Below are 14,754 nucleotides of genomic sequence, written 5' to 3'. Positions count from 1 at the left end.
GGCTTTTTTTGCTTTAATTGTTCTGCGGCTTGCTTGACAAAGGCCTCAAAATCAAATTTCTCTTTTTCCATGGATTGTGTCAATTATTAATTAAGTTAGTAATTGACACAGTTTATTAAGCAGACTCAATAACTAAACCCTAATACCTAAGACCTGAACACTACTAATAACCTAAACCCTAATAACTAAACCCTAAAACTCCCTTATTTTTTTCTTTGTAAAAAACGATCGTACAAAAGTTGGATGATTCCGTCTTTTAGTCCTAAGTCAGGCACAAAAATTTCTTCACATTCCGCTGTTTTCATGGCAGCCAAATAAATAGACGCAGCAGGAACAATGACATCTGCACGGTCCGTATTCAAGCGTAATTTATGGACACGTTCTTCATAAGTAAATGATGCGACATAATCAGAAATACGCTGTAATTCACTGAACTGCATCATTTTAGACTCATTTACCTTTTCTGAGATATTATACAATTTACTAATGTTCCCTCCGGTACCCACGGCAATCATTTTCCCTGGGATTTCCATTTTTTGTTGGGTAATCCATTTTTGCATCTTTTCCCAATCGCCCTCTTTCTCCTTACCTTCCAGTAGACGAACCGAACCTATTTTAAAGGATTTTGAGGCCAATTTTTGTCGATTGTGATAAATGTTTAATTCGGTCGAACCTCCACCAACATCGATATGTAAGTAGTTTTTCTTGGGATGCAAAGATTGAACTACCACATCATTGATCAACTCCGCTTCTCTACTACCATCAATCACATTGATTTTCATATCTAAAATTTTATGGATACGAGTAATGATATCAGTAGCATTGGAGGCTTCCCTCATGGCAGAAGTAGCGCAAATGGCATAATCCTTTACTTCATGTAAATCCATGAGTAATTTATAGGCATGTAACAGCTTAAAAATACGCACTTCTGAATCAGGCGAAATAACCCCATCAATGAAAACATCGTGTCCTAAACGTAAGGCAAAGCGGACGTATTCAATTCGTTTGAAGCTAATGACTCCGTCGTTTTCCAATACACTGGAAATTTGTAGTCGGGCAGCATTAGAACCGATATCAATAGCAGCAAATTTCATAAAATAGCAGGTTTATGTAAGTAAAAACCATTGGCACGAGCTTCAAAATCTATTTCAGTCCCCAAAACAAAAAGCAATTGCCGACGATCGATTAACAAGGGAATTTCATCAATCACATATTCTTCATCAAACTCGGTTTTGGAATCAAAACCTAAAACATAGGTTCCTCCACAGGTACCTCCTTTCATCCCAACTCGAATAAAAGGCTCAGGCATTTTACCTTCTTGAACCAAGGGCAACAAATTGGCCTTGGCACTTTCAGTAAAACGAACAGGAGCATCTGTATTAGCCATGGAAAAAAACGATTAGCAAAACAAAATTAGCTAATTTTAGGTGACCAAAATCTAGATTGTTCATTTAACAAAAATTAAATTTTAGGATGAACAATATTTACTAGACAGATGGGTTAAGAAAGAATAAAATAATACAACATGACGTATTCGATACTTTGGGCTGACGACGAAATTGATTTATTAACTCCTTATATACTTTTCCTTGAAAACAAGGGCTATCAGGTGACAACGGTGAATTCTGGGGCTGATGCCTTGGAATTAGTAGAGAAGCAAAAATTTGATGTGCTTTTTTTAGATGAGAATATGCCTGGCATGTCGGGCTTAGAAGTATTGATTTCCATCAAACAAATTAGACCGAATCTTCCTGTGATTATGATTACCAAATCAGAGGAAGAAGAACTGATGGAAGATGCCATTGGATCTAAAATTGCTGATTACTTAATTAAACCACTCAATCCCAACCAGTTACTGCTTTCCGTTAAACGTATTTTTGATAAAAAGCGTTTGGAAGAAGAAAAGACCAATATCAGTTACCAACAAGAGTTTAGGGCTTTATCCTTACAATATCAAGACCAATTGAGTGCCAAAGAATGGGCTGATATTTACAAAAAATTACTGTATTGGGAACTTGAAATTGACAAAACGGAAAACAAATCAATGGCGGAGGTTTTAAGTAGTCAAAAATCTGAGGCTAACGTACATTTTAGTAAATTCATTGAGAATTCATATGAAAACTGGCTTCAAAAGCCTGATTCTGAAACGCCTATACTTTCTCATTTAATGATGCGCAAGTATGTATTTCCTAAACTGAAAGAGAAAAGTCCTCTTTTCTTTATTCTGGTAGATAATTTACGTTTTGACCAATGGAAAATATTGGAAGGGTTTATACAAGATTATTTCCAATTGGAGCAGGAAGAAACGTATTATTCCATCTTACCTACTACAACAGCCTACGCTAGAAATGCCATTTTTGCAGGCATGATGCCATTAGAAATACAAAAAAACTATCCGGATAAGTGGATATTTGATTTGGGAGATTCCGAAGATGAGGAAGGCTTTAATCAATACGAAGAATTCTTTTTACAAGAGCAATTGAAGCGATTGAGAATAAATGCCAAAGCATCTTATCATAAGATTATACATCAATACCAAGGAAAAAATTTAGTAGATAATTTCAGTAAATTATTGACGAATGACTTGAATGTGATTGTTTACAATTTTGTGGATATGCTTTCTCATGCCAGAACAGATATGGCTATGATCAAAGAATTAGCACCGGATGAATCAGCTTATCGAAGCTTAACGGCTAGTTGGTTTTTGCATTCTCCCCTTTTTGACCTATTGAAAAGAATTTCGGATAAGAAAGGTCGCGTGATTATCACCACCGACCATGGGATGATTCGGGTGCAAAATCCCATTAAAATTGTGGGGGATCGTTCAACGAATACCAATTTACGCTATAAGCAGGGGAAAAATTTGAATTGGGATAATACCAATAAAATGATGGTTTCTCGAAGACCTGAGCAATTATTCTTACCAAAGCCCAATGTGTCTACTACCTATGTGTTTAGCAAGGAGGACTATATGTTTGCCTATCCTAATAATTACAACCACTATGTGAATCATTACCGAAATACCTTCCAACATGGTGGAATTTCATTGGAGGAATGTATCATACCCGTGGTGTATCTGACAGGCAAGTAAAGCTGAAGCAGTGCTACTCTAAACGGGCAAGCAGAAGAAAAGCTGAAGCACTGCTTCAGCTCTATATACTATCCACAGGAAAGATGTTCCCGCCTTCGCATTTGAGGAATTTACCGGGAACTTGGCGCATGGTATTGTAATCATGACTTGCCATCAAAATAGCTGTTCCTTGTTGGTTTAATTGCTTAAACAATTGCATGATTTCTAGGGAAACCTCAGGATCTAAATGCCCTGTAGGCTCATCGGCTAACAATAAAACTGGATTATTCAATATGGCTCTCGCGATACAGATACGTTGCTGCTCTCCTCCAGATAATCGATGTACCCGTTTCTGAATCGCATTGCTCATACCTACTTGAGCTAAAACTTGCTCAATACGGTAACGAATTTCATCTGGATTGGAATGACCGGTAGCTTCTAAAACAAAGGAAAGGTTTTTTTCAACATTACGATCCGTTAATAATTGAAAGTCTTGAAATACAAATCCTAGCTTGCGACGGAGGAAAGGCACATCGCTTTGTTTAATATCGTTCAAAGAATAGCCTGCCACTTGGGCAACGCCTAATTCAATGGGTAATTCAGCGTATATGGAGCGAAAAAGTGTACTTTTCCCACTTCCTGTTTTGCCGATTAAATAGGCAAAATCTCCCTCATTCATCTCCAAATTGATATTTTGCAAGGTAGGAATACCATCTTGCAAAATAGTAACATTTTCAAAAGATAGAACGGCCATACGATTGCTTATTTATTCTTTGCTTTTTCGTAATCAGCCAAGAAAGTAGCTAAACCGCTATCTGTCAAAGGATGTTTTAATAAAGCTAGAATAGCAGATAATGGGCCCGTCATCACATCTGCTCCAACTTCGGCGCAATTAATGATGTGCATCGGGTGACGAACCGAAGCGGCTAAGATTTCCGTTTCAAATTCATAATTATCATAAATTAATCGAATTTGTTCGATTAATTGAATTCCATCATAAGAGATATCATCCAAGCGTCCAATGAATGGAGACACATAAGTAGCACCTGCTTTGGCAGCTAACAAAGCTTGACCAGCAGAAAATACTAAAGTACAATTGGTTTTGATACCGCGATCAGAAAAATATTTAAGGGCTTTTACACCGTCTTTAATGATTGGTATTTTAACTACGATTTTATCATCTAAATCTGCTAATTCTTCACCCTCACGAATCATTCCAGCGTAGTCAGTAGCAATAACTTCGGCGGAAACATCTCCATCGACGATATCACATATAGCTTTATAATGCTTTAAAACTTGATCTTTACCACTGATGCCTTCTTTGGCCATCAAGGATGGATTGGTAGTAACACCATCTAAAATACCTAGATCTTGTGCCTCTTTAATGTGTTCTAAATTGGCTGTATCGATAAAAAATTTCATGAGTAGAATTGGTTAAAACAAAAAAATGGCAAATTCACCGCTACAACCAACTTACCCTTGCTTCGATCAAGACCTGGGGGATTCAGCGGGAGCTGGTAATTTGCCATTGCAAATATAATAAAAATTGCCCCTTTTTTCAAAATACATACCGATATTTTAGCGCTAGGCATTAACTTTGATGATGCAATTAATTAACATGCGTATCCTAAAAACCTGGCCCTTAGTTGCCTGTCTCCTCGTAGCCCTATTATCTTCATGTTCATCTTCATCTGATGCTTGGCTAGAAGAAGCTAAAACGCGCTTAAAAAAGGGAGAATTAGTATCTGCCCGAGAAGCTTTAAAAAAATCCATTGAGAAAAATCCAGGTTCAGCCGAAGCATATAATATGTTGGGGGTAATTGATTTTCAAGAGAAAAAATTCGTAGAAGCAGAAAGTAATTATCTCAAGGCTACGGAATTAAAGCCCTCCTTATACCAGGCCCAATTAAATTTAGCGGCTGTAAGGATGGAGAAATCAGAATGGGAAAAAGCATTGGCTCCATTAGAAATTGCCATTAAAAATGCTCCAGATTCGGCTTCAGCATATTTACAAAGAGGAATTGTTTGGGCAGCTTTGGCTAAACCGAAACTTGCATTGGCTGATTTCACGACTTGCTTGACTAAAAACCCTCGGGAAATCAATGCTTTGTACAATCGCGGAAATATTTATTATCAAGGGGAAAACCTAACAGAGGCAGCCAAGGACTTTGAAAAAACGGTTGAAATTAATCCCAGTTTTGGGAAAGGTTATTATGCTTTGGGTCTAAGCTTATACCAACAAAAATTGAGTGAAAAAGCCTGCCTAGCCTTTCAGCAAGCAAAAAAATTAAATTATCCAGGAGCCAAAGAGGCTGTCCATAAACTTTGTGAATAACACCTAAACCTTTTCATGATGAACAAAGCATTTCTAATTTCAGGCATCGTATTTACCATTATTTTCATCTTGTTTGCCTATTGGCAATTGAATGACCCTGATCCAATCTTATGGGTACCCGTTTATTTGATTCCAGCCTATACTGCATTGCGAGCAATAACAGGTAAAGTAAACTCCGAATTGATGGTGGTACTATTTATACTTTCAGGAGTGGCTGGGCTTCAAACTTGGGTAGAAATGACCGCTTGGGAAGGTTTCATCACCGATGGATTGAGTATGAAAACCATGAATCAAGAATTAGCCCGTGAGGCAGTTGGTTTATGGATTACCACATTTTCGTTTGCGACATTTTATTTTCTTGATAAAAAATACAATTAACACATGCTTGATTTAGGATTCGTTTCAGCTATTCTTCCCAATAAAAATTTGTGGGAGGTTTTGGATTTCGCTCATCAACAACAATTTGCTTGTGTAGAAATCATGTGTTGGCCAACGAGCAATGCAGATACTCGTCGATATGCGGGTGTAAGTCATATCGCTGTAGACATGCTTTCATACGAGGATTTATTGGCCCTTAAAGCACAATTAGCGCTTCATCCCGTTAAGATTTCAGCCTTGGGATATTATCCCAACCCCTTGGATCCCAATGAAGAGCAGGCGTTGTATTATCGGGAACATATCAAAAAAATTATCAAAGCAGCTGCCGTCTTAGGAATAGGTAACGTTAATACCTTTGTTGGTCGAGATTATACCAAAAACGTAGCCTACAACATGGGCAAGTTTACCGAAGTATGGCCAGAGATAATTGCTTTGGCTGATTCATTGGACATTAAAATTGGTATCGAAAACTGCCCCATGTTCTTTACAGATGATGAGTGGCCTGGGGGAAAAAATCTCATGACGACACCTAAAATTTGGGATCAATTATTTAGCATTATTCCATCTAAAAACTTTGGATTAAATTATGACCCTTCCCACATGGTCTTCCAGATGATGGATTATACTTATCCTATCTATCATTATGCGGAAAAATTGCATCATGTACACTTAAAGGATGTCAAGGTTTATCCCGAAAAATTGAATCGAGTTGGAATATTGGCCAATCCATTGGAATATCATTCTCCTAAAATCCCAGGTTTAGGTGATATCCATTGGGGCAAATTCATTTCTGCCTTGAATGATGTAAGATATCGCGGACCGATCGTCATTGAAGTGGAAGATAAGGCCTATGAGGGGTCTGATGAGGATATTGAAAGGGCCATATTAAGTGCGAGAAATCACATTAAGCAGTATTTACCTTAATGGAGAATAGGATGCCGAGGATTTAAATCCTCGGCTCGTACACCGTTAATAACCATATATTGGTTGACAAGTTTTTCAAACAAACAGCCGAGGATTTAAATCCTCGGAAAAATTCCATGAATTTGATTTAATACACAATACGAGCCGAGGATTTAAATCCTCGGCTCGTACACCGTAAATAACCATCTATTGGTTGACATGTTTTTCAAACAAACAGCCGAGGATTTAAATCCTCGGCTCGTACACCAGAAATAACCTTCTATTGGTTGACATGTTTTTCAAACAAACAGCCGAGGATTTAAATCCTCGGCTCATACACCGGAAATAACCATCTATTGGTTGACATGTTTTTCAAACAAACAGCCGAGGATTTAAATCCTCGGCTGTTTCATTCTAACTCATTTTAAAGCAAAATCTATTTTTTCACCGGCTTAACAAATATAGCCGCTTCTAAAGCTGGGTTAATTTCAATCGATGTAGTATCCACCTGCATGGTACCCCCACCCATTGGATTAGCTGTTTCCATAGAAAATGGAAAATACAAACCATCTACAGCTTTATAATTAGAAAATTTCAATTCCGTATCGACTGCTTGGCCTCCAAGATTCACCTTGGCAGCAAATTTTAGAATTAAATAAGTACTTGCTGATAAATAAACCGTACCTACGTCTCCATCCTTCTTAGTAATTTGACATACAAAAACATCGGCTCCATCCAATTTCTCTTTATTGACCAAGTCGATTTTACTACCTTCCATTTTGGCTGTCAATAATAAGGAACCCACAGACTCTTGGTTTTTACTCACTTTTACCATTTCCTTAGGCATATCTTCAGCTTCACCTGAACCACCCATCATTTGTGGACGAATCCACCAGCCATTTTCACCCTCCACTACTTGCACCATTTTATTACCCATAACTTCAATTTCAGAACGAAATGCCTTACCGACTAAAATGGAGGATTTGGATTGTATCTCCATTCCTTGAATGGTAAACTTGGTGTTTTGAACTACCGACTTAACTTTACTCCACTTTTCGGCACCACCCATGGCCTCTAAGTGTTTGGCTAAAATTTCATCTACAGTTTGAGCTGTTAAAACAAATGAACTACTACTACTAAAAGCTATAAAAGCCAATAAATAAACGAATTTTCTCATGATTAGGGATTTATATGAATTCGAAATTATAGGAAATAGGCAGAACTTAAAAATCATTCATCCCTAGAATCCACCAATTATCAATTAAATCCTTTTTCGGGAGGAAATGGAAGACAAAACAATAGTCAAACCGATAAATACGAGAATTCCTGCAATGAAAAATGCTGCTCCAGGAAATTGAATTGGAGCGGCAGATGAAGTAAAATAAGCAAACAAATTAGACGCCACTAAGGGTCCTAAAATGGTCGTGATGGATTGTAAACTTGTTAATCCACCCTGCAACTCTCCTTGTGCATCTGGACCTACTTGCTGAGTAATCATACTTTGTAAGGCAGGCCCGGCTATTCCTCCTAATCCAAATGGAACCATAAATACATACATCATCCAAGATTTTGATGCATAGGCAAACAAGAAAAAACCTAGTCCATACATCATTAATCCGTATAAAATAGCTCTTTTATCCCCCAATTTTGGCATGATAAAACGAGATAATCCCCCTTGAACGATGGCGACGATAGCACCGACAAAAGCCAAGGAATACCCCACTTCCGTTGGTGTCCAAGAGAATACTTTCATAGTAAAATAAGACCAAGTACTGGGATGAGCTTGACCCGCTAATTGTAAACAGAAATAGCCCCCAACTAATCCCGTTATCAAGGGATAGCGCGTAAAGATTTTCAAAGAACCTAATGGATTTGCCCGTCTAATATCAAATTTTCTACGGTTTTCTTTGGCCAAGGACTCTGGTAAAACAAAATATCCGTACATGGCATTCAACAAAGTCAATATAGCTGAAGCATAAAAGGGTACTGCCACACCATAACTACCTAAAAAGCCACCTACAGCAGGTCCAATAATAAATCCTATACCAAAGGCTGCTCCGACCATTCCGAAATTCTTGGCACGATCCTCTGGCTTAGAAATATCAGCAATGTAAGCTTGGGCTGTAGTAAAGCTTGCCCCTGTTATTCCAGAAAAAATGCGGGCTAGAAACAACCAGATTAAATCAGGTGCCAAGGCTGAAATTAAATAGTTTAAACTAAAGCCTAATAATGAAATTAAAATAATGGGTCTACGTCCAAATTGGTCAGATACCCCCCCCAAAACTGGGGAAAACAAAAACTGCATGATAGCGTAAGATGCCATCATCCAGCCCGAATATTGGGAAGCTGAACTTAAATCTCCTCCTGTAAAACTTGAAATTAAGGTTGGCATAATAGGCACTATCAAGCCTATTCCCAAAACATCGATAACCAATGTAATGAAAATGAATAACATACTTGCCGAACCATTTTTACGAGCCATTTTATACTAATTGAGGCATTTACACAAACTTATAGTTGATGGTATCGCGTAAAAAATCTCGACTGATAGTACCGCATTGCAATGGACTTTTCGCTTTATCTGGGACACTATCCAATTCAACAATGGCCCATCCTTTAAACTTGATTTTTCTAATATTATTGAAAATACCTTTCATATCCACATTACCTTGTCCAAGTTCCACAAATTTATATGAAGCTGGATTCGTTTCTTGTCCTTTAATCGGACTCTCTACATCCTTAATATGAAACGAATGAATGATTTTCCTATATTTCAAAACAGCCTCCGCTGGCTTGCCTCCACCTTGATGATAATGAGCCACATCTAATAACAAACGTAAATAAGCTGGATTCATATGCTTAACCAAAGTGTCTACCTCTTCAGGCGTCTCTCCAAACTGATTCATATGATTATGGTAAGTCGCTTGAACACCCACTTCTTGGGTTCTTCGGCCAATTTCATTCATCACTTCAGCTAATTTCAATAAATCCTCTTGACTAGGGACCTCGCCTTTCTTACGTAAACTATTCGTTAACTGTATAGAATCCCCACCTAAAGCTTTGACAAACTTGGCATGATTTACATGTTGTTCAATCGAAGCAGGAACTTTAGCAGGATCTATCTCCACATTTCCACTAGAAAACATCACTAATTGAAGCTTAGAAGCATCCAATAAAGCCTTTAATTCCTGAGGATTATCTTTGTATTTGGTATAAGAATTGGCTCTCAACTGAATCCCTTTGAATCCCAATGAAGCTATATCCAAAATGGCTTGATCATCTTTTCCTCCCCAAGTAATGGCAGAATAACCCATTTTGAAGGACGAACTTGCCGCTGAAGCAGGAAAAGAAGCCATGATGGCTAATAAAGAACTTTGCTGGAGAAACTCCCGACGCTTAATCATAGTTGTAGGTTTATAAAGTAAAGGTAAGGTTTTGTTTATTCTACTTAACAGCTAATCGCAAGAAATCGGCTAATTCACTTAAATGGTCAGTTCCAATATAATCCACTCCTAAATCATACAAAGTTTGATAACCCAGCAAACTATCAGGTGTAGCCCATAAGCGTAATTTCCTGCCTTGGGCATGTACTCTTTCTACATATGCTTTCAATTTCTCTTTCAATTCAGGACTCATGGGACCTTGACCACTCCATGCGCCAAATTTGTATAAAGATTCACTTTCTAAAACTACACGATTCCCTAAGCCTGCTGGATATATTTCTGTAGAACGACCATCAAATGTAATCCAAGTGGGATACAAGACATAATTTTTAATCGCTGGCCGGTTGCCTGATATCACAATTCTTAGTCCTCTTTGAATAAACAAATCTTTATGAGGTTCCAAGGCCTTTATCAAAACGGGTAAAGTAGAATCCGCACTTGTTTTAAAATCAATGAGAAACTGATGAAAATTTCCTTGTCTATTTTCCGACAAAACTTTTACAATGGGATCAATGTACAAAGTCTTTAACGTTCTATCTGCTTTCACATCTTTCACATCATGAGCTACCAGCAATTCTCCTTTGATGGAATATACATCTGCCTCGATGGAGCCAAAGCCTAAGTTAAATGCTTCATAGAAAGGCTTTGAATGCTCATAATCATTGTGAGCATGTGCTTTCAGCAAGGCTTTTTGTGCCCATAAATGACAGGAAACAAAGCATAATAAAATACCAAAGAATACTTTCATCTTACTTCTTTAAATAATCTCCTGAAACAATTTCCGTATTGGCTTGAGTAGGTCTGTTGTACAAATAAGCATAACTTTCTACCTCTTGTCCATTCAATTGAACCTGAACTTTAGTTCTAACAAACAAACTCTTATCAGGCTTATCGGCATCAAATTCCTCATACTCATCCAAGACACTCAGGAGTTTAATGGTATTAGATAATAAATACAACTCCCCGATTACTTGATCTTTCTGATCATCAGAAGCTATAATACCTGGATAATCCGCGACTTGGTACATACGACCTTGATACGTTGCCATACCCACATAATCGGAATTTCTGGCCAATAAACGATGTAAGTCATTACCACAATCACGACGAAGCGTACCATATACAAATAAGTATTCCTCCACATTAGGTTCTGGTAATTTAGCCTCCTCTAAGGTTAATACTAAATCCTCTTGCTCTACTACGGTTCCCTCATGCAATACAACATTACCAATGATCCCTTCAAATGGTGCCGAAACAATGGATTCCATCTTCATGGCTTCAATCACATACAATGGTGCATTTTTCTTCACCTCTTCCCCTGGTTTCACCAAAATACGGCTAAGTCGACCTTGTAATGGCGCCCCAATATCTCCTTTTTGAGAAGCCTTCACATGTTGTGGGCGTTCTACCTTTATGTTTTTGTCTAATACCTTGATTCGACGAGCTTGACCATTCAATTCAAAAGTCACATTGCGCAAACCAGATTCATCAGGTTCTGACATATGCAAGAACTTCACGATGATCGTTTTTCCCGGCTCAATGGTAATCATGATTTCCTCATCTTGCTTTAAGCCATAGAAGAAAGCAGGTGTTGGCATGGCCGTTAGATCGCCAAAAATTTGGTGATTCTTGTAGTAATCCTCATATACTTTCGGATACATCATGTACGACAAATAGTCATAGAATCCACCCTCATTATCTGGAAATTTCGCTTGAAAAGCCGCAAAATCCTTATCAAAGTCAATGGGAGCCAAATGGTCGTTCGGCCTTCCTTCCATTGGGGTCTCCCCTTTCAAAATGATTTCCTGCAATTGCTTAGGGAATCCTTGATAAGGCTGACCTAATCCGCCTTTGAAGAAATCTTTCACCGACTCAGGGAAGGAAAGTGTAGCTCCTTTGGCATACACATCTTCTGCCGTCAACGAATTGGCTGTCATAAAAATAGCCATATCTCCTACTACTTTGGAAGAAGGTGTAACTTTAACAATATCGCCAAACAACTTATTGGCTTCCGTATAATTATCTTTCAATAATTCAAACTTATCTCCTACACCCAAAGCCACAGCCTGTCCACGTAAGTTAGTATACTGTCCACCCGGAATCTCATTATCATAAACCTCAGCAGTACCCGCTTTCAATTCAGATTCAAATGGAGTATACCAAGTTCTTACCGCTTCCCAATAATTGGAATACTGATTCATCTCATCCAAATCAAGCAAATCCTGGTTGGCTTGACCTTGCATCATTGCTACCAAAGAATTTAAATTCGGCTGGGAAGTAAGACCCGACATAGCAGCTAATGCTCCATCAACCACATCCACTCCTGCTTCAATTGCTTTTAAATAAGTAGCAGATTGAATGGAAGCCGTATCATGCGTGTGCAAATGAATAGGAATATCCACTGCTTTTTTAAGTTCTTTAACTAATAACTCTGCTTGGAAAGGTCTCAATAAACCTGCCATATCTTTAATGGCCAACATGTGAGCTCCTTCATCTTCTAACTGACGAGCTAAATCCAGGTAATATTGTAAATTATACTTCTCGTTGGTGAACACATCACCTGTATAGCAAATAGCTGCCTCAGCAATACCTGGTGTTCTTTCACGCACCGCACGAATAGACACTTTCATTGCCTCCACCCAGTTCAAAGAATCAAAAATTCGAAAGACATCGATACCTGCTTCTGAGGATTTCTCCACAAACTTCTCAATCAAATTATCTGGATAAGCTGAATATCCTACGGCATTAGACCCGCGGAACAACATCTGAAGGAGCATGTTTGGCATAGCCTGACGGAATTCTTGCAAACGCTTCCAAGGTGATTCTTGTAAGAATCGCATAGCTACGTCGAAAGTAGCTCCCCCCCAAACTTCCATAGAAAACAATTGAGGGAAAGATTTGGCAAAGCCAGATGCCACGGCCAACATATCTTGTGTTCGAACACGCGTCGCTAATAAAGACTGATGTCCATCTCGGAAAGTCGTATCGGTAAACAAAACCTGTTTTGTGTCACGAATATGCTTCGCAAATTTCTCGGGCCCCAATTCCATCAACAACTGCTTGTTGCCTTTTGGAAATTCAGACAAGGCATCCGAGTAAGGTATAATGGGTGGCCTGAAACTAGCCGTAGGTTTAACCTTTACGTCAGGGTTTCCATTGACAATCACCTCTCCTAAATAACGTAAGGCCTTGGTAGAACGGTCTCTGGTTGGGGTAAACTTAAATAATTCCGGATGCGAATCAATAAATTGAACCGTACACTGCCCATTTTGAAAGATTGGATGAGAAATCACATTTCTTAAAAAAGGAATGTTGGTTTTCACCCCACGAATACGAAACTCTGTTAATGCCCGATTTAAACGTTCGGCAGCACCCAATAATGTCCGTCCTTTGGCAGAAACCTTCACCAACATAGAATCAAAATAAGGTGAAATTTTTACTCCTGGATAAGAAGATCCTTCATCTAAACGGATACCAAAACCTGCCGCATTACGGTAGGCAATGATAGTACCAAAGTCGGGCTTGAAGCCATTCGTTGGATCCTCAGTTGTAATACGACACTGGATAGCAAATCCTCTTAATGGAATATCTTCCTGCGACAGGATATAAATACCTGGATCAGACAGTTTGTAATTTTGGGCAATTAATATCTGAGTACGAACAATGTCTATTCCAGTAACCTCTTCTGTAATCGTGTGCTCCACTTGGACACGAGGGTTAACTTCAATGAAATAGATATTCTCATCACGGTCTACTAAAAACTCAACCGTCCCGGCATTGTAGTAATTAACTGCTTTACCAATCGACAAAGCATATTGATATAATTTCTTTTTTGTTTCATCTTTAAGACCAAAAGAAGGAGCTATTTCAACCACTTTTTGGAATCGACGCTGTACAGAGCAATCACGTTCATATAAGTGTACTAAATTCCCATGTTGGTCACCTAGTAACTGTACCTCGATATGTTTAGGTTGATCAATGAATTTCTCAATGAAAATTGTTTCATCTCCAAAAGCATTCTTTGCCTCATTTCGAGCTTCATTGTAAGCTTTTTCTAAATCTTCTTCTAAACGTACAACCCGCATACCACGTCCACCTCCACCAGCAGCTGCTTTCACCATCACAGGAAATCCGATACGTTTGGCTTCGGACAAAGCCAAAGAATAATCAGCTAAATCCCCTTTAGAATCTTGAATCATGGGAACATTGGCCTTCATAGCTGCAACTTTGGCTGCGACCTTATCTCCTAAGGCATCCATGGCTTCTGGAGATGGCCCTACAAAGACAATTCCTTCTTCCCTACATCTGCGAGCTAAATTGACATTCTCTGATAAAAATCCATATCCCGGATGTATCGCATCAATATTTTTGCTTTTACACAAGGCAATCAATCCTTCGTAATCTAAATAGGGTTTTAGTGGCTCATCGTCCTTACCAATTTGATAAGCTTCATCCGCTTTATAACGGTGTAGAGAATACCGATCTTCAAAGGTATAAACAGCGACGGTCCGAACCCCCAACTCGGAAGCAGCACGCATGATACGAATAGCGATTTCACCACGATTGGCGATAAGGAGACTAGAAATTTTTCTTACGTATGACTTTGGCATTATCTTCAATTATTG

General features: G+C 38.5%; 13 protein-coding genes. 4 read left to right on the top strand and 9 right to left on the bottom strand.

Annotated elements, in window-relative coordinates; all coding sequences use genetic code 11:
• Positions 1-203: 203 nt before the first annotated feature.
• Both G9H65_RS10010 and G9H65_RS10005 read right to left on the bottom strand, forming a co-directional pair.
• Complete coding sequence (locus tag G9H65_RS10010; protein ID WP_166375198.1) at positions 204-1,094, bottom strand: Ppx/GppA phosphatase family protein; 891 nt, start codon at positions 1,092-1,094, stop codon at positions 204-206.
• The gene (locus tag G9H65_RS10005) at positions 1,091-1,387 is read right to left on the bottom strand and encodes a HesB/IscA family protein (protein ID WP_166375197.1); all 297 of its coding nucleotides are present in this window, start codon (positions 1,385-1,387) and stop codon (positions 1,091-1,093) included. Before G9H65_RS10005 ends, G9H65_RS10010 begins: the two co-directional genes overlap by 4 nt.
• Positions 1,388-1,525: 138 nt before the next feature.
• Here G9H65_RS10005 and porX point away from each other — a divergent pair, with 138 nt between their 5' ends.
• Positions 1,526-3,091, top strand: coding sequence for a T9SS response regulator signal transducer PorX (porX, locus tag G9H65_RS10000; RefSeq protein WP_166375196.1), 1,566 nt, complete (start codon positions 1,526-1,528; stop codon positions 3,089-3,091).
• Between the two features lie 61 nt (positions 3,092-3,152).
• Here porX and G9H65_RS09995 read toward each other — a convergent pair whose 3' ends face one another.
• The gene (locus G9H65_RS09995; protein ID WP_166375195.1) at positions 3,153-3,824 is read right to left on the bottom strand and encodes a cell division ATP-binding protein FtsE; all 672 of its coding nucleotides are present in this window, start codon (positions 3,822-3,824) and stop codon (positions 3,153-3,155) included.
• 8 nt (positions 3,825-3,832) lie between these two features.
• Positions 3,833-4,492 (bottom strand): fructose-6-phosphate aldolase, encoded by a 660-nt coding sequence (gene fsa / locus G9H65_RS09990; RefSeq protein ID WP_166375194.1) that lies wholly within the window; start codon positions 4,490-4,492, stop codon positions 3,833-3,835.
• A gap of 196 nt (positions 4,493-4,688) precedes the next feature.
• Here fsa and G9H65_RS09985 point away from each other — a divergent pair, with 196 nt between their 5' ends.
• The 3 genes from G9H65_RS09985 to G9H65_RS09975 are packed head-to-tail and all read left to right on the top strand — an operon-like array spanning position 4,689 to position 6,707.
• Complete coding sequence (locus tag G9H65_RS09985; protein ID WP_166375193.1) at positions 4,689-5,405, top strand: tetratricopeptide repeat protein; 717 nt, start codon at positions 4,689-4,691, stop codon at positions 5,403-5,405.
• Positions 5,406-5,420: 15 nt separating this feature from the next.
• A complete protein-coding gene (locus G9H65_RS09980) occupies positions 5,421-5,783 on the top strand; it encodes a transmembrane 220 family protein (RefSeq protein ID WP_166375192.1) in 363 nt (120 codons plus the stop codon).
• A 3-nt stretch (positions 5,784-5,786) separates the two neighbouring features.
• Positions 5,787-6,707: a sugar phosphate isomerase/epimerase family protein gene (locus G9H65_RS09975; protein WP_166375191.1), complete on the top strand. Its 921-nt coding sequence runs from the start codon at positions 5,787-5,789 to the stop codon at positions 6,705-6,707.
• 415 nt (positions 6,708-7,122) lie between these two features.
• Here G9H65_RS09975 and G9H65_RS09970 read toward each other — a convergent pair whose 3' ends face one another.
• The 5 genes from G9H65_RS09970 to G9H65_RS09950 all read right to left on the bottom strand — a co-directional run bounded on the left by G9H65_RS09970 (position 7,123) and on the right by G9H65_RS09950 (position 14,739).
• On the bottom strand, positions 7,123-7,863 hold the full coding sequence (locus tag G9H65_RS09970) for an outer membrane lipoprotein-sorting protein (RefSeq protein ID WP_166375190.1): 741 nt from the start codon (positions 7,861-7,863) through the stop codon (positions 7,123-7,125).
• 84 nt (positions 7,864-7,947) lie between these two features.
• Positions 7,948-9,168 (bottom strand): TCR/Tet family MFS transporter, encoded by a 1,221-nt coding sequence (locus tag G9H65_RS09965; RefSeq protein WP_166375189.1) that lies wholly within the window; start codon positions 9,166-9,168, stop codon positions 7,948-7,950.
• Positions 9,169-9,187: 19 nt separating this feature from the next.
• Entirely contained in the window at positions 9,188-10,090 is a 903-nt protein-coding gene (locus G9H65_RS09960; protein ID WP_166375188.1) for a sugar phosphate isomerase/epimerase family protein, read from the bottom strand.
• Between the two features lie 40 nt (positions 10,091-10,130).
• The gene (locus G9H65_RS09955; RefSeq protein WP_166375187.1) at positions 10,131-10,877 is read right to left on the bottom strand and encodes a PI-PLC domain-containing protein; all 747 of its coding nucleotides are present in this window, start codon (positions 10,875-10,877) and stop codon (positions 10,131-10,133) included.
• A gap of 1 nt (position 10,878) precedes the next feature.
• Positions 10,879-14,739: a pyruvate carboxylase gene (locus G9H65_RS09950; protein ID WP_166375186.1), complete on the bottom strand. Its 3,861-nt coding sequence runs from the start codon at positions 14,737-14,739 to the stop codon at positions 10,879-10,881.
• Positions 14,740-14,754: the final 15 nt, after the last annotated feature.

Source organism: Aquirufa ecclesiirivi (assembly GCF_011250515.1).
GTDB lineage: Bacteria > Bacteroidota > Bacteroidia > Cytophagales > Spirosomataceae > Aquirufa > Aquirufa ecclesiirivi.
The sequence above is the reverse complement of the archived record's forward strand: the minus strand, read 5'-3'. Positions and strand labels throughout refer to the sequence as shown.